Annotated in this window: 21 protein-coding genes and 1 tRNA gene; 5 read left to right on the top strand and 17 right to left on the bottom strand. The window is 65.5% G+C overall.

Going from position 1 to position 20,032, the window contains the following annotated elements; genetic code table 11:
• Nucleotides 1-2 precede the first annotated feature (2 nt).
• From accD to ACM61V_RS09930, 13 genes are all read right to left on the bottom strand, one after another.
• A complete protein-coding gene (accD, locus tag ACM61V_RS09870; RefSeq protein WP_137785666.1) occupies nucleotides 3-860 on the bottom strand; it encodes an acetyl-CoA carboxylase, carboxyltransferase subunit beta in 858 nt (285 codons plus the stop codon).
• The gene (gene trpA, locus ACM61V_RS09875) at nucleotides 857-1,657 is read right to left on the bottom strand and encodes a tryptophan synthase subunit alpha (protein ID WP_137785665.1); all 801 of its coding nucleotides are present in this window, start codon (nucleotides 1,655-1,657) and stop codon (nucleotides 857-859) included. The genes accD and trpA overlap by 4 nt, the downstream gene beginning before the upstream one ends.
• Entirely contained in the window at nucleotides 1,654-2,862 is a 1,209-nt protein-coding gene (gene trpB / locus ACM61V_RS09880; RefSeq protein WP_137785664.1) for a tryptophan synthase subunit beta, read from the bottom strand. The genes trpA and trpB overlap by 4 nt, the downstream gene beginning before the upstream one ends.
• Nucleotides 2,859-3,494, bottom strand: a complete 636-nt coding sequence (locus ACM61V_RS09885) for a phosphoribosylanthranilate isomerase (protein ID WP_137785663.1) — start codon at nucleotides 3,492-3,494, stop codon at nucleotides 2,859-2,861. Before ACM61V_RS09885 ends, trpB begins: the two co-directional genes overlap by 4 nt.
• Before the next feature lie 93 nt (nucleotides 3,495-3,587).
• Complete coding sequence (gene pyrF, locus ACM61V_RS09890) at nucleotides 3,588-4,262, bottom strand: orotidine-5'-phosphate decarboxylase (RefSeq protein ID WP_137785662.1); 675 nt, start codon at nucleotides 4,260-4,262, stop codon at nucleotides 3,588-3,590.
• Complete coding sequence (locus tag ACM61V_RS09895; RefSeq protein ID WP_137785661.1) at nucleotides 4,259-4,573, bottom strand: lipopolysaccharide assembly protein LapA domain-containing protein; 315 nt, start codon at nucleotides 4,571-4,573, stop codon at nucleotides 4,259-4,261. The genes pyrF and ACM61V_RS09895 overlap by 4 nt, the downstream gene beginning before the upstream one ends.
• Nucleotides 4,574-4,627: 54 nt before the next feature.
• Nucleotides 4,628-6,925 carry a patatin-like protein gene (locus tag ACM61V_RS09900; protein WP_137785660.1) on the bottom strand — a complete coding sequence of 766 codons (2,298 nt, stop codon included), beginning with the start codon at nucleotides 6,923-6,925 and terminating at the stop codon, nucleotides 4,628-4,630.
• Entirely contained in the window at nucleotides 6,922-7,617 is a 696-nt protein-coding gene (locus tag ACM61V_RS09905) for an endonuclease/exonuclease/phosphatase family protein (protein WP_137785659.1), read from the bottom strand. Before ACM61V_RS09905 ends, ACM61V_RS09900 begins: the two co-directional genes overlap by 4 nt.
• 109 nt (nucleotides 7,618-7,726) lie before the next feature.
• Nucleotides 7,727-7,802, bottom strand: a tRNA-Thr gene (locus tag ACM61V_RS09910).
• 33 nt (nucleotides 7,803-7,835) lie between these two features.
• Nucleotides 7,836-8,693: a hypothetical protein gene (locus ACM61V_RS09915; protein WP_137785658.1), complete on the bottom strand. Its 858-nt coding sequence runs from the start codon at nucleotides 8,691-8,693 to the stop codon at nucleotides 7,836-7,838.
• Entirely contained in the window at nucleotides 8,680-9,024 is a 345-nt protein-coding gene (locus ACM61V_RS09920) for an MmcQ/YjbR family DNA-binding protein (RefSeq protein ID WP_137785657.1), read from the bottom strand. The genes ACM61V_RS09915 and ACM61V_RS09920 overlap by 14 nt, the downstream gene beginning before the upstream one ends.
• Entirely contained in the window at nucleotides 9,021-10,391 is a 1,371-nt protein-coding gene (locus ACM61V_RS09925) for a serine hydrolase domain-containing protein (protein WP_249341423.1), read from the bottom strand. Before ACM61V_RS09925 ends, ACM61V_RS09920 begins: the two co-directional genes overlap by 4 nt.
• Nucleotides 10,375-11,694: a replication-associated recombination protein A gene (locus tag ACM61V_RS09930; RefSeq protein WP_137785656.1), complete on the bottom strand. Its 1,320-nt coding sequence runs from the start codon at nucleotides 11,692-11,694 to the stop codon at nucleotides 10,375-10,377. The genes ACM61V_RS09925 and ACM61V_RS09930 overlap by 17 nt, the downstream gene beginning before the upstream one ends.
• A gap of 97 nt (nucleotides 11,695-11,791) precedes the next feature.
• Here ACM61V_RS09930 and ACM61V_RS09935 point away from each other — a divergent pair, with 97 nt between their 5' ends.
• Entirely contained in the window at nucleotides 11,792-12,388 is a 597-nt protein-coding gene (locus ACM61V_RS09935; protein ID WP_137785655.1) for a PadR family transcriptional regulator, read from the top strand.
• The gene (locus ACM61V_RS09940; protein WP_137785654.1) at nucleotides 12,385-12,675 is read left to right on the top strand and encodes a DUF2218 domain-containing protein; all 291 of its coding nucleotides are present in this window, start codon (nucleotides 12,385-12,387) and stop codon (nucleotides 12,673-12,675) included. Before ACM61V_RS09935 ends, ACM61V_RS09940 begins: the two co-directional genes overlap by 4 nt.
• Here ACM61V_RS09940 and ACM61V_RS09945 read toward each other — a convergent pair.
• The 3 genes from ACM61V_RS09945 to ACM61V_RS09955 all read right to left on the bottom strand — a co-directional run bounded on the left by ACM61V_RS09945 (nucleotide 12,672) and on the right by ACM61V_RS09955 (nucleotide 17,078).
• On the bottom strand, nucleotides 12,672-13,811 hold the full coding sequence (locus ACM61V_RS09945) for a glycosyltransferase family 4 protein (RefSeq protein ID WP_137785653.1): 1,140 nt from the start codon (nucleotides 13,809-13,811) through the stop codon (nucleotides 12,672-12,674). The two genes, ACM61V_RS09940 and ACM61V_RS09945, sit on opposite strands and share 4 nt — an antisense overlap.
• A 48-nt stretch (nucleotides 13,812-13,859) precedes the next feature.
• Entirely contained in the window at nucleotides 13,860-15,638 is a 1,779-nt protein-coding gene (locus ACM61V_RS09950; protein ID WP_137785652.1) for a cation:proton antiporter, read from the bottom strand.
• Between the two features lie 219 nt (nucleotides 15,639-15,857).
• A complete protein-coding gene (locus ACM61V_RS09955) occupies nucleotides 15,858-17,078 on the bottom strand; it encodes an NADP-dependent isocitrate dehydrogenase (RefSeq protein ID WP_419713962.1) in 1,221 nt (406 codons plus the stop codon).
• 143 nt (nucleotides 17,079-17,221) lie between these two features.
• Here ACM61V_RS09955 and ACM61V_RS09960 point away from each other — a divergent pair, with 143 nt between their 5' ends.
• Nucleotides 17,222-17,956, top strand: coding sequence for a phosphatidylserine decarboxylase (locus tag ACM61V_RS09960; RefSeq protein ID WP_137785930.1), 735 nt, complete (start codon nucleotides 17,222-17,224; stop codon nucleotides 17,954-17,956).
• Nucleotides 17,957-17,978: 22 nt separating this feature from the next.
• Nucleotides 17,979-18,770 (top strand): CDP-alcohol phosphatidyltransferase family protein, encoded by a 792-nt coding sequence (locus ACM61V_RS09965; RefSeq protein WP_137785650.1) that lies wholly within the window; start codon nucleotides 17,979-17,981, stop codon nucleotides 18,768-18,770.
• Here the strand turns inward: ACM61V_RS09965 and ACM61V_RS09970 are convergent.
• Nucleotides 18,712-19,065, bottom strand: coding sequence for a hypothetical protein (locus tag ACM61V_RS09970; protein WP_137785649.1), 354 nt, complete (start codon nucleotides 19,063-19,065; stop codon nucleotides 18,712-18,714). The genes ACM61V_RS09965 and ACM61V_RS09970 overlap by 59 nt on opposite strands.
• Before the next feature lie 142 nt (nucleotides 19,066-19,207).
• Here ACM61V_RS09970 and rpsB point away from each other — a divergent pair, with 142 nt between their 5' ends.
• Nucleotides 19,208-19,993: a 30S ribosomal protein S2 gene (gene rpsB / locus ACM61V_RS09975; protein WP_137785648.1), complete on the top strand. Its 786-nt coding sequence runs from the start codon at nucleotides 19,208-19,210 to the stop codon at nucleotides 19,991-19,993.
• Nucleotides 19,994-20,032 lie beyond the last annotated feature (39 nt).

Genomic DNA, 20,032 nt, shown 5'->3' on the forward strand with positions numbered 1-20,032 from the left:
TTTCAGGCGGCGGCGCGCCGGTGGCAAAGATATGAAATGACGGTGGCCAGTTGTTCGCGCAGATGCTTGCGATGCACGACCATGTCGATCATGCCATGCTCGAGATAATATTCCGACGTCTGGAAATCGTCCGGGAGCTTCTCGCGGATGGTATTCTCGATCACGCGGCGACCGGTGAACGCCAGCGTCGCCTTGGGCTCGGCGATGTGGATGTCGCCCAGCATCGCGTAAGCGGCCATCACCCCGCCGGAGGTGGGATCGGTCAGTACGACGATATAGGGCAGGCCCGCGTCGTGCAGCATCTGGATCGCCACTGTCGAGCGCGGCATCTGCATCAGGCTGAGAATGCCTTCCTGCATCCGCGCGCCGCCCGATGCGGTGAAAACGATATAGGGCGCCTTGTCCGCAATCGCCGCCTCGACGCCCTGGATGAATGCCTCGCCCACGGCCTGGCCCATCGATCCGCCCATGAACGCGAAATCCTGCACGCCGATCACGACACGATGGTCTTCGATTGTGCCGCGAGCGTTGATGAAGGCGTCACTCTCGCCGGTGCTGGCGCGGGCTGCCTTCAGGCGATCGACGTAACGCTTGGAATCACGGAACTTCAATGGGTCTTCCGGGGTGCGCGGTGCATTGAGTTCGACGCAGCTCCCCTCATCAAGCAATTGCGCGAAGCGCTCCTTGGGGCCGATCCGCTCGTGATGATCGCATTTCGGGCAGACATAGAGGTTTTCCTCCATCTCCCGCGTGAAGACCATCTGCCCACAACCCTTGCACTTGTGCCATAGATTGTCGGGCGTGTCCTTTTTCGTGATGACCGAAGACAGCGCGTTGCGGACGCTCGAAAGCCAGCTCATTTCGTTTCCTTGCGGGCGGCGCGGATCGCGTCGCTCAACGTGCGTATATATGTGGTTATGGCTGCTGGCGCATCCACACCGTGTCTGCCCACCAGTTCGACGATCGCGGAGCCGACCACCACTCCATCGGCGACTCGCGCGATCGCCCCCGCCTGTTCGGGCGTACGGACACCGAAGCCGACCGCTACGGGAAGATCGGTGGCTGCCTTGAGGCGCGCGACCGCTTCCTCGATCGAGGCCTGCGCGGCTTGCTGCAAGCCGGTGATCCCGGCAACCGACACATAATAGAGAAAGCCGCCCGCGCCCGCCAGAACGGCCGGCAGGCGCGCCGCGTCGGTGGTCGGCGTGGCAAGCCGGATGAAATCTACGCCTGCTGTTCGCAACGCCGGGCCGATCGCGTCATCCTCCTCGGACGGCACATCGACGCAGATCACGCCATCCACCCCGGCGTCGGTCGCAGCGGCGGCGAACCAGTCCGCGCCGCGCCGCAGCATCGGATTGGCATAGCCCATCAGCACGAGCGGCACATCCGGGTGCCGCACGCGGAATGCGCGGGCGATATCCAGGATCGCGGCGGTCGTCGTTCCGGCGGCGAGACTGCGCAGGTTGGCGGCCTGGATCGCCGGACCATCGGCCATCGGATCGGTGAAGGGCATGCCGAGCTCGATCACGTCCGCGCCCCCGGCGACGAGCGCGTCGAGGATCGCACCGGTGGCGCCCGGCGTCGGATCGCCGGCCGTCACGAAGCAGATCAGGGCAGCGCGATCGGCCGTGAACGCACTGGCGAACCGGCTCATATCTTCACTCCCAGCGCCTCTGCGACGGTAAAGATGTCCTTGTCACCACGACCGCACAAATTGGCGAGTATGATTTGATCGGGCCGCATCGTGCGCGCCTCCCGCGCGACGGCGGCGATCGCGTGGCTTGGCTCAAGCGCGGGAATGATCCCCTCGGTCCGGCAGAGCAGCTGGAACGCGTCGAGCGCCTCCGTATCGGTTACGCTCTCATAACGGACCCGCCCGATATCCTTTAGCCACGAATGCTCCGGACCTATCCCCGGATAATCGAGCCCCGCCGAGATCGAGTGCGCTTCGGCGATCTGGCCATCCTCGTCCTGCAGCAGATAGGTCTTGTTACCGTGTAGAATTCCCGGGGAGCCGCCCGCCAGGCTGGCGGCATGCCGCAGGTCCAGCCCCTCGCCGGCCGCCTCGATACCGAGCATCTGGACTTCGGAATCGTCGAGAAAGGGATGGAACAGCCCGATCGCGTTCGATCCACCCCCGATCGCGGCGACCAGCAGATCTGGCAGCCGGCCGGTTCGATCGAGCATCTGCGCGCGTGCCTCGCGGCCAATCACGCTCTGAAAATCGCGGACGAGTTCCGGATAGGGGTGCGGGCCGGCGGCGGTGCCGATGATATAGAACGTATCATCGACATTCGCGACCCAATCGCGCAGCGCCTCGTTCATCGCATCCTTGAGCGTGTTGGCGCCAGAGGTGACCGCGCGCACCTCCGCGCCAAGCAGCTTCATGCGGAACACGTTGGGCTGCTGCCGCTCCACATCCTTCGCGCCCATGTAGATCACGCAAGGCAGGCCGAAGCGCGCGCAGACGGTAGCGGTGGCCACGCCGTGCTGGCCCGCGCCCGTCTCGGCGATGATCCGCGTCTTGCCCATGCGGATCGCAAGCAGGATCTGGCCGATGCAATTGTTGATCTTGTGTGCGCCGGTGTGGTTCAACTCGTCGCGCTTGAACCATATCTGCGCACCGCCGATCTCCGCGGTCAGCCTGGGGGCGAAATAAAGCGGGCTCGGGCGGCCGACATAATGTTCGAGCAGATCCTCGAATTCCGCCTTGAATGCGGGGTCGGTCTGCGCCGCGCGATATTCGCGCTCCAGGTCAAGGATCAGCGGCATCAGCGTCTCGGCGACATAGCGGCCGCCGAAATCGCCGAAATGCCCGCGTTCGTCAGGCTGGGCGCGAAAGGAATTGGGCGTGGTCATCGTGAAATCGCCTTAAGGAAAGCCGCGATCTTGTCCACGTCCTTCACGCCCGGTGTGATCTCCACGCCGGAACAGACGTCGACGAGCGGCGCGCCTGTGCGCCGTATTGCCTCCCCGACATTGCCGGCATCGAGTCCGCCCGAGAGCGCCCAGGGTAGCGGGTGGCGGAAGCCGTCGAGCAGCGACCAGTCGAAGCGGAGGCCCATGCCGGCGGGCAACATGGCCCCATCGGGCGTCTTGGCGTCGTAGAGGATACGCTGGGCCGAGCCGGCATAGTCGCGCGCCTGATCGAGATCGTCGCGCGTCTTGACCGCGACGACCGCCCAGGTTTCGAGGCCGGTGCGCCGCGCGACCTCGGCGATCCTGGCGGCACTGGTCTTGTGCAGTTGCAGCGCCTCCAGCCGGCCGGCCGCGACCGCCATCTCGACCAATGCGTCATCGGGATCGACGAATACGCCGACGCGGCGAACCTGCGTGGGCATGCGCATCGTCAACGCCGCCACGCGCTCCGGATCTACGTGACGCGGAGAAGGCGCGAAGAAATTGAAACCGATGTGGCTCGCCCCGCCGCCAATGGCGGCATCGAGTGTCTCGGGTGTGGTGATGCCACAGATTTTGACGGCCGAGGGCATGGTCGCGGTCCATATAAGAGTGGCGATGGACAATCGCATCCGCTCGGTTTCGGGCGCAGGGCAAATTGTCCGGTAATCTTGATCGAGGCGGCGTCAGAGCATCGCGCCGATCGCGCGCGCTGCTGCATCCGGGTCGTCTGCCTGCGTAATCGGGCGACCAATCACGAGGATCGACGCGCCGTCGTTCAGCGCTGCGCGCGGGGTGACCACACGCTTCTGGTCGCCCACGGCGCCATCGGCGGGCCGCACGCCCGGGACAACGAAAAAGCCCTTCGGCCACAATTTGTGTGCTGCTTTCACCTCTGCCCCAGAGCAGACGATGCCATCCACACCCGCGTTCATCGCCAGTTCCGTCAGTCGCAGCACCTGATCGTGTGGTGAACCGACGACGCCGGTCGCTTCGAGATCGCGCTGGTCGAGGCTGGTCAGCATCGTGACGGCCACCACCTTAGTACCGGTCGGCGCGGCCGCCTTCGCATCCTCCAGCATCGCGCGGCCGCCAGAGGCGTGGACGGTCAGGATCGCCGGCTCCAGCCCGCGCAGCGCTTGTACCGCCTTGGCGACGGTATTCGGAATGTCATGCAGCTTGAGATCGAGGAAGATCGGCAGCCCCAGTTCCGCCATATCGCGCACACCGCTGCGGCCGTTGGCGGCGAAGAACTCCAGACCCAGCTTGATCCCGCCGACATGGTGGCGAACCCGCTCCGCAAGGGCGCGGGCGCGGCCGATGTCCGGCGTATCGAGTGCGACATAGATTCTGCTGGTCACAGCGAGGCTACTCCAGCGGCGGGCGCGGCATCCACCGGCGTTGATACCGGGTTGGGCGTGGTAGCACGCAGATCGGCGAGCGCGCGTTCCGCATTGGTCAGCCGCAGCCGCAGCCGCCAGCGCATCGCGCGCTGGTAGAGCAGCGTCGGGAGGAATCCGATCAGGAAGGTCGCGAGCAGGAGCACCGGCAGATTCACCTCCGCGACGAGGTTGCCGAAGATCTGGATCGTCACCCATTTCCAGTTGCCGACGGTGAATACGGCCGCGACAAATGCGATCAGGCACCAGAAGAGTATTTTCAGGAATTGCATCGGTGTTCTCCCGCCTGTCGCGGGACTAACCGGCGGCGCGCACTTTTTCCAGTCTCAGCCGATTTCCCGGCGCAATGCCTCGATCAGCGCACTGGCGGTGTGGAGGCGGGGGGCTTCCTCGTCGAGAATGGCGATGAACGCCGCACGTTTGATGGCGGCAACGCGCCCAGGCCGAAGGCTTGCGTCGGCGGCAAGGGCGGAAACCGCGATATCGATCATCCGTTCGGCGCCGTGGAGACGTCCCCAAAGATAGTCGTTTTCACGATAGGCACGGCTGAAGAACGCGCCGAAGTTATTGAACTGAATGCCCTTGAGCGTGGCCTCGGCGCCGCCGCTGCGGATCGAGGGCGCGTCGTCGGGCGCGATGCGATCGACCTGGATCGGATCATATTCATCGATGCCCTCGCCCTGTAGCAGCGGCAGTGTCGCGACGTCGAAATAGGGAAAGCCCAGGTAGCGCAGCAGCATGTCGCGGCGCAGTTCCTTGGGCAGCCTGCCAAGTGCCTGCGCCAGCCGCGCGTCGGTTTCTGCATCGAGAGCGGTCAGCCCCATCGACTCCGCCAGTTGGTCAAGCACCGCCCCGGCGTTATTGCCCAGCGCGCGCACCTCGCCGCTCAATGCGCGGTGCGATCGCGGGTTCTGTCGATCAAGATAGGCGGAAAGCGATTCGTAGATTGCGTCGCGGATCGGCAGCAGCGTCTCGGTCGTCTCGCCCGCCTCAAGCTCCGTCAGCCGGCGCGACATCAGCCGCAGGCGCCGGATGCGGAAGCCGAGATCAAAGGTGCGCAGGAAGTCGATCGTCGTCGCGCTGCCCGCGACATCTGGCGACTTTTCATCATAGCCACGATCGACCAGCGCCGCTTCGATCCGGCGACGGATGCGCTGCCAGCGTTGCGGCCCCGGCTCGCCGCCAACGCCATGGAGCAGCACGGTAATTGATTCGATCACACCCACCAGCTTGAGATGTGCATAAGCGGCATAGCCATATCCCGCCTGCTCGACGGCCGCTATTTGCGCACGCCGCCGCCACGATGCGATACGCGCTCCGGTCGGGTGATCGAGGAAGAATGTGCGGCCGAACAGCGCCTCGACCTTTGCCTCCACTTCCGGCCGTACCGAATCCAGGATCGAACGCATCCTTTCGATCCGCGCGGAACGTCCCGCGATCGCCTCCAGATTGTCGCGAATCGGCTGCTGGCGCGGCAATTCGCTGATCGCGCCAAGGATCGTCTGGAAAAAGCCAGGTACGCCCTGGCTCTCTCCGGACAGGCGGAATTTGGTGCCGGGAGAAGGGTCGATATATACGAAGCGGCGATCCACCTGCCGTCGCGCGGGGCGCTGTCGCAGCGCATCGAGCGCTGGACGGAACGGCGCGTTGGCCAATACCGACCCGTCGATAAGTACTGCCTTTTCCGCAGCATTCGCCGCCGACTGGCGTGGGAGCACGCGACGGAGAAAAGCACTGCGCGATCGCCATTCGACGCCGCGTTCCTTCAATACGCCATCGAGCTCGCTCACCGTGAACGGCGGAAAGGCGCCGGGAAAGCTGGACGTTGCGCGGGCGGCGAACGCGAGTTCGGCCGCGGGAGCCAGCGTATCGTGCACCTCACCGTAATCGCTGAACGGGAAAACCAGGCGGTGCTCGGTTTCCACCACTTCGGGTGGCGAATGAAGTCGCAGCCGCTCGGGATGGCCCGTGAAGTCGGTGACGGTGACGAAAAGATCGAGCGGTTGACCCGGCGGCAAAAGCCTCGGTCCGCGCGGCGCGGCGGCCATCGCATCGAAAGCATCGAGCAACATTCCGGTGAACCCCGCGCCGCTGAAGGGCGGCTCGAACCAGCGCGAGCGAACAAAGAGCGACAGCTTGCTGCGCACCTCCTCCCGTGTGCCCTCGTCAATCGCCTCCAGTTTCTCGGCGCTGCGTCCCGCCGCCATCCATGCCAGCGGGAGTGCCCAAGCCTTTGAGAAGCGCGAGGCAGGTGCGGCATCCGAGTCGATAAGCGCCTCCACGTCGCCGCGCTCGAGCCACATGTCGGTGAGGGGATCGAGGGACTGGCCCGAGGAAATCGCCTGCGCCAGAAAGATGCCGTTTATTCCCCCCGCGCTCGCCCCGGCCAGAATATCGGGGAGGATGCGGAGGCGTAGCGCGCCTTCCGCCGCCATCTCGTCGAGCAACGCGCAGTAAACTCCGGCACTGCCGGCCAAAGGTTCGCCGTCATGGCTTGCCCGGCTGGCGCGGGCGAGGTGCCAAACCTCTTTGGTGATACCGTGCATGTATACCGCAAGGCTGATTCCGCCATAGCATACTAGCGCCAGCCGCAATTCCTTCTCATGCGGTCGCAACGTGCTCATGCCGCCGCGATATCCGCCCAGATCGGCAGATGGTCGCTCGCCTTGCGCGCCGCATAGGAGTGATGCACCCCGCAATCGAGCACGCGCAGCCCCGACGATACCATGATGCGGTCGAGCCGCCCGACTGGTCTGCGCGCGTGGAAGCTCGGTCCGGTTTCGGCGAACGAAAATTCGCGGTCGAAATCGCGCAGACATCCCGCAGCGCGCGTCCATTCGTTGAGGTCGCCCATCATCACGGTCGGATGTTGATGCAGGCTCGCGTTTATGTGCGCGAGGATCGCATGGGCTTGCCGTCGCCGCCACAAACCGGAAAGATCGAGGTGCATGCCCACGACGCGCAGCGTCCGTCCATTCAAGCGCAGATCGGCCATCACCGCCCCGCGCGGTTCTAGCGCGGGCAGGTGGATCACCTCGCAGTCGACGATTTCAGCGGACTTGGGCACCAGCAGCGCATTGCCATGCCATCCCATCGACCCGCTTCGCGTGCCAAAATCGACTGGCTTCCACGCGCTGTTCTCAGCGATGAGATGCGGAGACATTACAGCCGATTTGGTACCGAACCGGCGGTCGGCTTCCTGCAACGCCACAACGTCGGCATCGATTTCCCGCAACACTTCCAGCGTGCGATCGGGATTACGGCGCCGGTCGGTGCCGATGCCCTTTCGCATGTTATAACTGGCGACGCGGATCATTGATGGTTCGTAACGCTTCTGAGGGGCGTCGGGTTGCCTGGGGTCATTATAGTAAAATACGTCGTAAATTGGCCAGGTTGGCCGAAATTCCCGTCGGCGCGGAAATCTATGGTGCCGGTTGCAGGGATCGAACCCGCGGCCCCCTGATTACAAATCAGGTGCTCTACCATCTGAGCTAAACCGGCCCATGGAGCCTTGCGATTGGATGTGTCCATGCGTCAGATGGCGCCGAACGTCCAGCCCTCGCTTTGCGCGACAAGCGGGATCATGCGCTCCGGCTGCCAGAGTTCTCTGCGCGTAGAAGCGCGGCGAAGCCAGGCCGAGGCAAGAACGGCGTCGGTGGCGTGATCGTCGTAGCACGCAAGCGCCAGGTGCGGCGCAGACCCGAGCGCGGCGAGCGTCGCGTCCAGAGCCTGCCCGGTGCGCACCTTGCTCCGCCCCTTGCGCAAGCCCCCGGCGCGCGCGGCGATCGCGGTATAAATCTCCACGATCGTGGCGCCGCGGGATGGCACTGGATCGAACGGCCAGATCGCCACCCGGCCCGACAGGCGATGCAGCAGCCGCATCCCGGCGAAGCTCGCCTTCGCCACCTGCGCCGCCCCGATCGCGTCATAGACGCTGGAAGGCTTGGTCGAACCCTCCCCGCCGGTCTCGCATACCCGCCAGTGCAGGAAATCGCGCTTCACCCCATCGGCCGCCCCGAGATAGAAATGCCGCCCGCGCCGCGCCTCGAGAAAACTCGCCGCGCCGAGATCGATATCCTCGCTGTGCTCGTCGACATGACGCCACAGCGCCCGCGCATCGCTCGCCGTGGTCTCGCCAGGCAGATGCGCGCCGCGACCGACGTAAGGCGCGGAAAAGCTGAAATCGAACCCGATCAGGACAGGAGCTTCGGCGCGCGCGAGAATCCACTCAAGGACACCGGTGCGCGACCAGATGCCGCCGGGGGGCACGACCAGGGCCGGCGCCGCATCGCCAATCCCGCACTCCGCGATGGCGATCCCGCGATGGCGATCGCCCTTCGCGCCGGACCAGTCGATCGCGACGAACCGCTCGAACCGCTCAGGGCCGCGCACAGAACACCGCGCGCTGCGCTTTCTTCGCGCGATCCCACCACGCGCGCACGATGACGCTGCGCACCCGATCCTGATCGGGCGCGCCATAGCGGACGAGCAGGCCAGGCCAGCCCTCGTAATGCGCGGTCTGCCAGAAAGTGGCTGGATCGGTATGCAGCAGCAGCAGCGCCTTTTCCTCATGCGTCGCCATGACGTGAAAACTGTCTGCCTCGCGTCCGGGGGAAACGAACGCCTTGCCGTTAACCTTGGGGCAGGGCGTGCCGTAGAACGGCCTCATCTCCACATCGGGGAGCGAACGCGCGAACGCCACGACATCCGCCCAACCCCTCATTGCGTGGCCTGAATCACCTCGGCGGAGAAGCGCGCGATATCGAAACGCGCCGCGCCAGGATCCTCGCCGCGCCGGACGATCACCAGCCGGTGCTGCGGGATCACCATGACGGACTGGCCGCGATTGCCCTGCGCGGCGTAGCTGCCGGCGGGAAGACCCTGTTTCGGGCCGAACAGCCACATGGTCGCGCCATAGCCGGGGCCGTCGGCCGGCTGTGGTCCGCCCGGGGTCGTCATGTAGCGCATCCAGCCGGCGGGGAGGAGGCGGCGACCCTGCCACACGCCATCCTGCAACCAGAACTGTCCCAGCCGGGCGAGATCGCGGGCGGTGGTCCAGATCTGGCTGGAGAGGATGTAATTGCCCTGCCAGTCCGTGCCGGTAACCGTATGTTCCATCCCGAGCGGGCGAAACAGGCTGTCGTGCGGCAGGCTGGCGTAACGCGGCTCGCCCAGGGTCGCGCGCAGGCTCCGCACGGCGAGCATGATATCGTTGTTGGCATAGCGAAAGCGTGTGCCAGGCATCGCTTCCAGCGGCCATGCGGTGGCCTGCTCGGTAACGGCCGTGCCGCCGAAATAGATCGCGTCGGTGCGGTTGCCGGCGGTGTCGCTGTGAAGGCCGCTTGCCATTCGCAGGAGATTATCGAGCGTGATCGACGCGCGCGGATCGCCGGCGCGGCGCCATTCCGGGATCGTCGCGGGCCGGTGTGGATCGATCTTCGCCGTGGTCGAGGCGATGCCCACCAGCGTGCCAGCGATACTCTTGGCGACCGACCAGGTGCGGTTCGACACTAGCGGGCCGAAACCGGGCGCATATTGCTCCGCGACGATACGACCGTCCTTCACGATCACCACGCCTGTGGTCGTGCTTTCCTCGCCGAAGCTGGCGCGATCGAAGGCGCGGGCGAGCAAACCGGCGAGCGCGGGGGAAGGGCGGGGCGCGATGCCCGCATCCCCCATCGGCCACGGGCGCGGGTCGGCGGGGACGGGGACCGGCGCATCGGCAACGGGATTGGCGCGGGGCGTCGCCGTGCTGATCGGCGACAGATAACAGCCGTAGCGCGGGCGCCACATCGCGCGGCGCGGGGCAAGCCGCGCATCGAACGCGACGGTGACGGCACGCGTCTGCCGATCGACGCTGGCGGCCAGCATCGGCACGATCGCGTCATATTCGGGGTAGATGCCGCGCAGTTCGACCGCTGCGATCTGCGCCTCGCTGCGCCCGGCGTCGAATATCCCCTCGCACAGGGTCAGCGCCTTGTACCCGGCGGCGATCGCATGATTATAGGGCTGCAGCGAGCTGGGACGGATCTGTTGCGCCGAAACGGGAACGGCGAGCGCAAGCAGCGCAATGCTAATCGCTTTTTTCACGCCGCCGTTCGTCCCACCACGCCAGCCGCTCGGCAACCCTTTTTTCGTAGCCGCGACCTGTCGGTTCGTAGAAACGCTGCGCGGCCATGCCATCGGGCCAGTAATTCGCGCCCGAAAACGCGCCATCGGCATCGTGATCGTATTCATAGCCCTTGCCATAGCCGATGTCCTTCATCAGCCGTGTCGGCGCGTTGAGAATATTGGCGGGAGGCATCAGCGATCCGGTTTCACGCGCGATCCGCCATGCATCTTTCATCGCCCTGTATGACGCATTCGATTTGGGCGCAGTGGCAAGATACAGGCAGGCCTGCACGATCGCCAGTTCGCCTTCCGGTGAGCCGAGCAGCTCGTAGGCGTCCTTGGCGGCGATGCACTGCGGCAGCGCCTGGGGATCGGCCATGCCGATATCTTCGATCGCCATGCGCGTCAGGCGGCGCAGCGCATAGAGCGGCTCCTCGCCAGCGGTGAGCATACGGGCGAGATAATAGAGCGCCGCCTGCGGATCCGACCCGCGCACCGCTTTGTGCAGGGCGGAGATGATATTGTAATGGCCCTCGCGATCCTTGTCGTAAACCGCGACACGGCGCTGGAGAAAGGATGACAGCCCGGCCGGATCGAGCGGGTCGCCGATCTCCACCGAGAACAATGTCTCGGCCTGATTGAGCAGGAACCGGCCATCGCCATCCGCGCTCGCCACCAGCGCCTCGCGCGCAGCGGTCGTGAGGGGCAGGGGGCGGCCCATCTCCTCCACGGCGCGGTCGAGCAGCCTGTCGAGCGCCGCGCGATCGAGCCGGTGCAGGATCAGCACCTGCGCGCGGCTGAGCAGCGCGGCGTTCAGCTCGAACGAGGGATTCTCGGTCGTGGCGCCGATCAGCGTGACGGTGCCGTTCTCGACATAGGGCAGGAAGCCATCCTGTTGCGCGCGGTTGAAGCGGTGGATCTCGTCCACGAACAGCAGGGTGCGCCGTCCCGCCCGGGCATGATCGCGCGCTTCGGCAAAAGCCTTCTTCAGATCGGCGACGCCGGAGAAAACAGCGGAGATCGGCGCGAAGCGCAGGCCGACCGCGTCCGCCAGCAGCCGCGCGATCGTCGTCTTGCCGGTGCCGGGCGGGCCCCACAGGATCATCGAGGAGAGCCGCCCGGCCGCGACCATCCGCCCGATCGCGCCCTCCGGCCCGGTGAGATGCTCCTGGCCCACCACGTCGCCCAGCCGGCGCGGACGCAGCCGATCGGCCAGCGGCGCATCGGCGGCGGGCGTGTCGTCGGGGGAGGCGGGCTCATAGCCCGCGAACAGGTCGGCCATGGCCGCAAGATAGGGCGCGCGAAAGATTTTTGCAGCAGGACTTGCGAGCGATATAAAAAGATATATCTTAGAACGATCAAGATACGAAAGGACGAAGATGTTTCCAGGATTGCACAGCGGGAAGGGCCGCCATTGCGGGCCGCGCGGCGAATGGTCGCGCGGGCCATTCAGCGTCGAGTGGGATTTCAGGGGCAGGCGCGGCGGCCACGGTGGCGGCGGCGGGCGGGGCAAGCGGATGTTCGACGGCGGCGAACTCCGGCTCGTATTGCTCAAGCTGATCGCGGATGAACCGCGCCACGGCTATGAACTGATCCGCGCGGTGGAGGAGTTGACCGGGGGCGAGTATGCGCCCAGCCCCGGCATCGTCTATCCGACGCTGACGTTGCTCGACGAAATGGGCTTTATCGCCGATCAGGCGTCGGGCGACGAGAAGCGCAAGCGCTATGCCGCCACCGACGAGGGGCGCGCGCACCTCGAAGAGAACCGCGAACAGGTCGAGGCGCTGATCGAGCGGCTGGAGAATGTGGGCGAGCGGCGGCAGCGCACGGATGGTGCCCCGATCCGCCGCGCGATGGGCAATCTGCGCGTGGCGCTGGAGCACCGGCTAACCAAGGGCGATTTCTCGCAAGATACGCTGCACGATGTCGCCGCGCTGATCGATGAGGTGGCGCAGAAGATCGAGCGGCTGCGGTGAGCGTCTCGGTTGCCCGCGTGCCGACCGCATTGGCAAGCCGCTATCTCCAGCAACTCGCCAAGCACTGGAGCCACAAGATGACCGTCACCTTCTCGCCGGAGGAGGCGACGATCGAATTTCCCGACGGCAGCCGGCTCGATATGCGCGCCGATGCCGAGACGCTCGATCTCGCGCTGTCGGTGGTGGCGGGCGCGGATATCGATCGGATGCGCGCGGTGGTTTCCGGTCACCTCGATCGCTTCGCCTTTCGTGAAGCGCCGCTTACCTTCGACTGGCGTGAGGCCTAGGCGCGCAGCGCGAGATAGGCATCGAGCACCGCCTGGTTCGCGATATCCCAGCGATAGCCGGCTGCCTTGCGGTGGCCGGCTTCGCCCATCGCGTGGCGCAACGCAGGATCGGCGACAATCCGCGCGATCGCGTCCGCATAAGCGGCAATATCGCGGGGCGATGCGAGGAAGCCGTTCACGCCTTCCTCGACCAGATCGACAGCCCCGGTCGCCCGCGCCGCCACGACCGGCACCGCGCTGGCCATCGCCTCGGTGGTGACGTTGCCGAAGGTCTCGGTCACGCTCGGGTTGAAGAACACATCCATCGAGGCCACCGCGCGGCCGAGCGCATCGCCGGACTGGAAGCCGGTGAACACCGCATCCGGCACCCGCTCGGCGAACCATTCGCGCGCGGGCCCTTCGCCCACCACCAGGATCTTGTGCGCCACGCCGCGCCGCTTCAATTCGGCCGAGACGTCGGCAAAGATATCTAGGCCCTTTTCTTTCACCAGCCGCCCCAGAAAGCCGACGGCCATCTCGTGATCCGCGACGCCAAGCGAGCGCCGCCAGGCGAGATCGCGGCGCTCCGGGCGGAAGCGATCATGGTTGATCCCGCGCGACCAGATTCCCATCGGCGCCTTGACGCCCCATTCACCGAGCAGCTCGATCATGCTGTTGCTGGGCACCAGCACACGATCGAAGCGATTGTAGAAGCGGGTCATCAGCGCCTTCACCGCCGGCTCCAGGAAGCCGACGCCATAATAGCCGAAATATGTCTCGAACCGCGTGTGGAACGAGGCGACCGCGGGCACATGATTGGCCTTCGCCCAGCGCACGGCCGCATGACCGAGGAATTCCGGGGCGGAGACGTGCACGATGTTCGGGGCGAATGCCTCCAGGTCGGCGCGCGGCCTCGCGGGCAGGCCGCGGGCCAGCTTGTATTCTCCGCGCCCAGCGATCATCGGGATGGAGGGAACATCGACGAGATCGCCGACCGCCGGAAAGGCGGGTTGCGGCACGGTCGGCGAATAGACGCGCACTTTCACGCCACGCTCCAGCAAATAGCCGACCAGCAGATTGAGCGACTGATTGGCGCCGTCGCGGACGTAATTATAGTTGCCGCTGAACAGGGCTACGCGAAGGTCAGACGGCTGCATGACGTCGCCGTTAACCGCCGATCATGGCGAAAACTAGATGGCGCGCGATCAGCTCTCCGCCGCGATCTCGCTCTTGCGGCGAACGCGGCGAATGCGCGGCTCGCGGGTGAGCGCGGCCTCTCGCCGGATCATCTCGCGCATTTCGTCGCGCTTTTCATGGATCGAGGCAATCACCGGCCCCATCGCGACCCCGAGATCGACGAGCACCGCTTCGGATAGCTGAAGCGAGCTTTCGAGTGTTTCCGGCACTGCATCGGTCACCCCGGCGCGATACAGTTCGGCGGCGTGTCGCGTGTCGCGCGCGCGCGCGATGATCGGCAGCTCCGGAACCAGCGCGCGGATGCGACGGACGAGTTGCACGGTCAGCACCGGATCGTCCATCGTGAGGATCAGCGCGCGCGCCGCAGGCAGATCGAGCCGGTCGACAAGCTGCCCGCGCGCCACATCGCCGAACATCACCGGATAGCCGGCGATCCGCGCCTCCTTCACTGCATCTATATCCGCTTCCACCGCGATATAGGGCTGGGCATGCACCGCCAGCATGTCGGCGACCATCCGGCCGACACGGCCGAACCCGATCACGACCGTGCGGGCGCTGTCGCCGATTTCGGGCACGGCATGGTGGTCCGTCCGGTCGAGCCGGCGCGAAATCGCCGTGCCGGCCTTGGCGAGCAGCGGCGTGATCGTCAGTCCGATCGCGGTCACCGTTTGCCAGAAGGCGGCGGTGGATGCCTGGATCAACTGCGCCTGTGCCGCGGTCGCCAGCACGATCAGCGTGGTTTCGGACGGGCTGCCCATCAGCAGCCCGGTTTCCGCCGCCACGCCGTGGCGGGCATTCGCAACCCGCAGCAGCAGATAGGTGACGGCCGCCTTGATCGCGACCACCCCCGTCACCGCCAGCGCGAGGGCGACCCAATTCTCGACGATCGACGACAGGTTCACGCTCATGCCGACGGTGATGAGGAAGACGCCGAGCGCAAGGCCCTTGAACGGCGCGGTCATCACCTCGACCTCGGTGTGATATTCGGTTTCGGCGATCAGCAACCCGGCGAGCAGCGCGCCGACGATTGGCGACAGGCCGGCGGCGGTGGTGGCCACGCTGGCAACGATCACCACCAGCAGCGAGGCGGCGAGAAACAATTCGGGGCTCTTGGTGCGCGCCGCCTGCGAAAACAATCGCGGCAGCACCAGCCGGCCGCCGACATACATCGCCACCACCGTAAGCCCGCCGCGCAGCGCCACGCCGGCCAGGCCCTGCCAGCCGTCCGCCGTCGCGGTGGGCGCCATCGCCCCGAGCGCGAAGATGATCGGCACCAGCGCGATATCCTCGAACAGCAGCATCGCGAACGCGCCGCGGCCCACAGCGCTCGTCGTGCCGACCAGCGGCAGCACCAGCGCCGTGGAGGAAAGCGCCAGCGCCATGCCCAGGCCGATCGCGCCCGCCCAGTTCTGCCCCAGCAGATGCAGCGCCGCGCCGATCAGCAGCGCGGAACCGATCAGTTCCGCCGCGCCTGTGCCGAACACGAGCTGCCGCATCGCCCACAATCGCCGGAACGACAGCTCAAGCCCGATCGAGAACAGCAACAGGATGATGCCGAATTCCGCCAAGGGCTCGATCGCGTGCGGATTGGTGATCGTGAAATAATAGAGCCACGGCGCCTGATCGACCAACCCGCCGAGCCCCGCCGGGCCCACGAGCATTCCGACTAGGATGAAGCCGATCACCGGGCTGATCCTGAAACGCGCGAAGGCCGGGATCACCATGCCCGCCGCGCCCAGAATCACGAGCGTGTCACTGAAACCCTGATTGTCCAATCCGATCGCCATCGACGCACCCTAAACGGATGCGGTGGTGGCTGTCAGGACGCCGGCAATGAAAAAACATAAATCGGTCTGCGGCGCTGCGGCGCGCTGTTGGCGCGATAAGCGCCCGACAGCGCTTCCGCGCGGCCAACCGTCAGGCGCGATCCGGCTCGTTACCCCCCGCCGCGGGCGACCTGGCGGCGCTTTCGGCGGGGGACACCGGCAGACGGCCGGATCTGGCGATCAGGCCCAGTCGGCCATCTTGTTCTCAAGGTTCAGGCGAACCTTTTCGAAGAACTGCTCGGTCGTCATCCACTTCTGATCCGGGCCAATCAGGATCGCGAGATCCTTGGTCATGTCACCGGCCTCGACGGTTTCGATGCAGACCTGTTCCAGCGTTTCGGCAAAGCGCGTCACGTCCGGCGTACCGTCGAACTTGCCGCGATACTTGAGGCCGCCCGTCCACGCGAAGATCGACGCGATCGGATTGGTCGAGGTCGCCTTGCCCTGCTGATGCTGGCGATAGTGGCGCGTGACGGTTCCGTGAGCCGCTTCCGCCTCGATCGTCCGGCCATCCGGGGTCATCAGCACGCTCGTCATCAGGCCGAGGCTGCCAAAGCCCTGCGCGACCTGATCGGACTGCACGTCGCCGTCATAGTTCTTGCATGCCCAGACGAACTCGCCGTTCCACTTCAGCGCCGATGCAACCATGTCGTCGATCAGGCGATGCTCGTACACGATGCCCGCATCCGCGAACTTTGCCTTGAATTCGGACTCGAACACTTCGGCAAAGATATCCTTGAAACGGCCGTCATAGGCCTTGAGGATGGTGTTCTTGGTCGAAAGATACAGCGGCCAATTGCGGCCCAGCGCGTAATTCATGCTGGCATGGGCGAAATCGCGGATCGATTCGTCAAGGTTGTACATCCCCATCGCGACGCCGGCGGCGGGGAAATCATAGACGTCCTTCTCGATGACCGTCCCGTCCTCGCCCTCGAACTTCATCGTCAGCTTGCCCTTGCCGGGCACCTTGAAATCGGTCGCGCGATACTGATCGCCGAAGGCATGGCGGCCGACGACGATCGGGTGCGTCCAGCCCGGGATCAGACGGGGCACGTTGCGGATCACGATCGGCTCGCGGAAGATCACGCCGCCCAGGATGTTGCGGATCGTGCCGTTGGGCGATTTCCACATCTGCTTGAGGCCGAATTCCTCGACACGGGCCTCGTCGGGCGTGATCGTGGCGCATTTCACGGCGACGCCATACTTCTGTGTCGCCTTCGCGCTGTCCACCGTGACCTGATCGTCGGTGGCGTCGCGGTGCTCGATGCCGAGATCGTAATAGTCGAGCTCGATGTCGAGATAGGGCTTGATCAGGCGCTCGCGGATCCATTCCCAGATGATCCGCGTCATCTCGTCGCCATCGATCTCCACGACCGGCGTTTTCACCTTGATCTTCGCCATATCCATTTCCTTGAGAGGGGAGGTTTGGCGAGCGCGATAGGGGGAAGGGCGCGGAGGATCAACCTTTCGCCCGCCAAGACCCACGCGCGCAAAATGCGCAGCTGCGCGTTGTGTGTCACGAACCGTGCGGCTACATCATGCCGATGCCATCTCTAGATAAACCGGAAGGCCCGGGCCTTCCCGTCACCACTACCGTCAAGTGGCGCTTTCCCGCCGTGCATCCCGAGGGGCAGAAATTCGTCGCCATCGCTTTCGCGCTGACCCTGCTGCTCACCATCGCGTCGAACATATTCTTCTGGCCGATGCTCGGGCTTACGGTTTGGGTCGCCGCCTTCTTCCGCGATCCCGTGCGCACCACGCCGCGCGGGGATGATCTGGTCGTCGCGCCGGCGGACGGGCTCGTCACGATGATCGAGCGCGTGCCTGTGCCCCGTGAACTGACCGGCGAGCTGGGCAGCGATCCGATGGTGCGCGTGTCGATCTTCATGTCGGTGTTCGACGTGCATATAAATCGCGCGCCGATCGCCGGCACGATCAAGCAGGTCGTCTATATTTCGGGCAAGTTCCTCAATGCGGACCTCGACAAGGCATCGGAGGATAACGAGCGCCAGCATTTCGTTGTCGAGGGATATGATGGCCGCCGTGTGGGCTTCACGCAGATCGCGGGGCTGGTGGCGCGCCGTATCGTGGGTTTCGCCAAGGTCGGCGATATCGTCGCGGTGGGCCAGCGCGTTGGCCTGATCCGCTTCGGCAGCCGCGTGGACGTCTATCTTCCCGAAGGATGCACGCCGCAGGTCGCGCTCGGCCAGCGGTCGGTTGCAGGCGAGACGGTGATCGGGCGTTACGGCCAGCCCGCCGTCAGCGGCACCGCGCAGTGATCGCGCGACGGGGCGATTACCGGTGAGACAGCCGCAGCGCCGGCTGCGCGGACTGCCGCTGCGTGCGGTGCTGCCCAATGCGGTCACCGCGCTTGGGCTGTGTTCGGGGCTTTCCGGTGTGCGGTTTGCTGTTTCGGGGTGGTGGGAACTCGCCGTCGCGATGATCCTGCTCGCCGGGGTGCTGGACGGGCTGGATGGACGCATCGCGCGGATGCTGCGCGGCCAAAGCCGGTTTGGCGCGGAACTCGATTCGCTCGCCGACGCGATCTCGTTCGGCGTATCGCCCGCGCTGATCCTTTATCTGTGGTCCCTGTCAGCGCTGCCGCGATTCGGGTGGACCGCGGCGCTTATGCTGGCGGTGTTCTGCGCGCTCCGCCTCGCGCGGTTCAACGCCAACATCGACGTGACGGAGCAGCCGCACAAATCCGCCGGCTTCCTCACCGGCGTGCCTGCGCCTGCCGGTGCGGGCCTCGCGTTGCTGCCGATGTTCCTCTGGTTCTGGACGGGCGAGACCTGGCTGCGGTCCCCGTATCTTGTCGCGCCATGGACCGCGCTGGTGGCGTTGCTGATGATCTCCAGTCTCGCCACCTATTCCTGGGGTTCGCTCCGCCTCCGCAGGAACATTCGCTTCGAAGTGCTGGCGGGGGTGGTGGTGCTTGGCGCCGCCGCAGTGTCGACCCCATGGCACACCGCCACGGCATTATGCATCGCATACCTTCTCTCGATGCCGTTCAGCATCGCGAACTATGCGCGGATCAGGCGGCAGCGCGCAGCGGCGCTGTCGACCGAGGCTGCGGACCCGACCGGCGCCTGACCGCCGAGCGCTTTTCCAGGCGCGGCATTTCCGCGGCGAGCGCGGCGGCCAGCCGAGACTGCCCCAAGAGCGCGAATCTGATCTTCGCGATGTTGGGCGTCAGCGTGGCCAGCAGGGCATAAGCGGTGACGCCGGCAGCGGAGCCAAAAATCGCGATTGCCAGAAGAAACATCGTTTTCGCCTCCTGTAGCGTCACCGATCCGTTCCGGATCAAGACGCATATTGATGTCCAGAGGTTCCAAGCGACCGCTCGTTCCCGCTCTGTTCGGTTTTTCATGTTCCACGTTTGTTCCATTTCGTCAAGCGATTGCTTTTGGCAGCGAGGTGCGCTAACGCCGCGCCCTCAACTCCGCATGGGAAGCATCATCACCGGTGCGTCGGCTTGCAGCCGATCGTCATTCCGCTTCCCAGAGGCATAACCGGAAAGGAAATACCCTATGGCGGCACCTGTCGTCACGATGCAGCAGCTTATCGAGACCGGCGCGCATTTCGGCCACCAGACCCATCGCTGGAACCCGAAGATGAAGCCGTATATTTTCGGTGACCGCAACGGCGTCCACATCATCGATCTGTCGCAGACCGTGCCGCTCTTTGCGCGTGCGCTCGAGTTCGTGTCGTCCACCGTCGCGGCGGGCGGCAAGGTGCTGTTCGTCGGCACGAAGCGCCAGGCGCAGGAGCCGATCGCGGACGCGGCGCGCCGCGCGGGCCAGCATTTCGTCAACCATCGCTGGCTGGGCGGCATGCTCACCAACTGGAAGACGATCTCGAACTCGATCAAGCGCCTCAAGAGCCTCGAGGAGCAGCTTTCCGGGAATACCGCCGGTCTGACCAAGAAGGAGGTGCTCCAGCTCACCCGTGAGCGCGACAAGCTCGAGCTGTCGCTGGGCGGCATCCGCGACATGGGCGGCATCCCGGACGTGATGTTCGTGATCGACGCCAACAAGGAAGAGCTGGCTATCAAGGAAGCCAACACACTCGGCATTCCGGTCGTCGCGATCCTGGATTCGAACGTGTCGCCGGACGGCATCGCCTTCCCGGTGCCCGCGAACGACGACGCGAGCCGCGCGATCCGCCTGTATTGCGAGGCGGTGGCGATCGCCTCCACGCGCGGCAATCAGGAGCAGCAGCGGCGCGGCGGTGCGGATATCGGCGCGCTCGCCGAGCCGCCAGCCGAGGAAGCGCTGGCCGTCGAGGCAGAGCCCGCTGTGCAGGCTGACGCGTAACTGAAACACGGTCGGCCTACGGGCCGGCCTTCTCTTCCG

Source organism: Sphingomonas sp. TX0543, from assembly GCF_048565505.1.
Lineage (GTDB): Bacteria > Pseudomonadota > Alphaproteobacteria > Sphingomonadales > Sphingomonadaceae > Sphingomonas.

Coding starts and splice junctions, on each gene's coding strand:
- trpA (WP_137785665.1), bottom strand. CDS start 1,657: ATGAGCCGGTTCGCCAGTGCGTTCACGGCCGATCGCGCTGCCCTGATC.
- ACM61V_RS09900 (WP_137785660.1), bottom strand. CDS start 6,925: ATGAGCACGTTGCGACCGCATGAGAAGGAATTGCGGCTGGCGCTAGTA.
- ACM61V_RS09885 (WP_137785663.1), bottom strand. CDS start 3,494: ATGCCCTCGGCCGTCAAAATCTGTGGCATCACCACACCCGAGACACTC.
- ACM61V_RS09950 (WP_137785652.1), bottom strand. CDS start 15,638: ATGGCGATCGGATTGGACAATCAGGGTTTCAGTGACACGCTCGTGATT.
- ACM61V_RS09945 (WP_137785653.1), bottom strand. CDS start 13,811: ATGCAGCCGTCTGACCTTCGCGTAGCCCTGTTCAGCGGCAACTATAAT.
- ACM61V_RS09960 (WP_137785930.1), top strand. CDS start 17,222: ATGCCATCTCTAGATAAACCGGAAGGCCCGGGCCTTCCCGTCACCACT.
- ACM61V_RS09935 (WP_137785655.1), top strand. CDS start 11,792: ATGTTTCCAGGATTGCACAGCGGGAAGGGCCGCCATTGCGGGCCGCGC.
- ACM61V_RS09895 (WP_137785661.1), bottom strand. CDS start 4,573: ATGCAATTCCTGAAAATACTCTTCTGGTGCCTGATCGCATTTGTCGCG.
- trpB (WP_137785664.1), bottom strand. CDS start 2,862: ATGACCACGCCCAATTCCTTTCGCGCCCAGCCTGACGAACGCGGGCAT.
- accD (WP_137785666.1), bottom strand. CDS start 860: ATGAGCTGGCTTTCGAGCGTCCGCAACGCGCTGTCTTCGGTCATCACG.
- ACM61V_RS09920 (WP_137785657.1), bottom strand. CDS start 9,024: ATGAGGGGTTGGGCGGATGTCGTGGCGTTCGCGCGTTCGCTCCCCGAT.
- ACM61V_RS09905 (WP_137785659.1), bottom strand. CDS start 7,617: ATGATCCGCGTCGCCAGTTATAACATGCGAAAGGGCATCGGCACCGAC.
- ACM61V_RS09955 (WP_419713962.1), bottom strand. CDS start 17,078: ATGGCGAAGATCAAGGTGAAAACGCCGGTCGTGGAGATCGATGGCGAC.
- ACM61V_RS09970 (WP_137785649.1), bottom strand. CDS start 19,065: ATGGAACAAACGTGGAACATGAAAAACCGAACAGAGCGGGAACGAGCG.
- rpsB (WP_137785648.1), top strand. CDS start 19,208: ATGGCGGCACCTGTCGTCACGATGCAGCAGCTTATCGAGACCGGCGCG.
- ACM61V_RS09930 (WP_137785656.1), bottom strand. CDS start 11,694: ATGGCCGACCTGTTCGCGGGCTATGAGCCCGCCTCCCCCGACGACACG.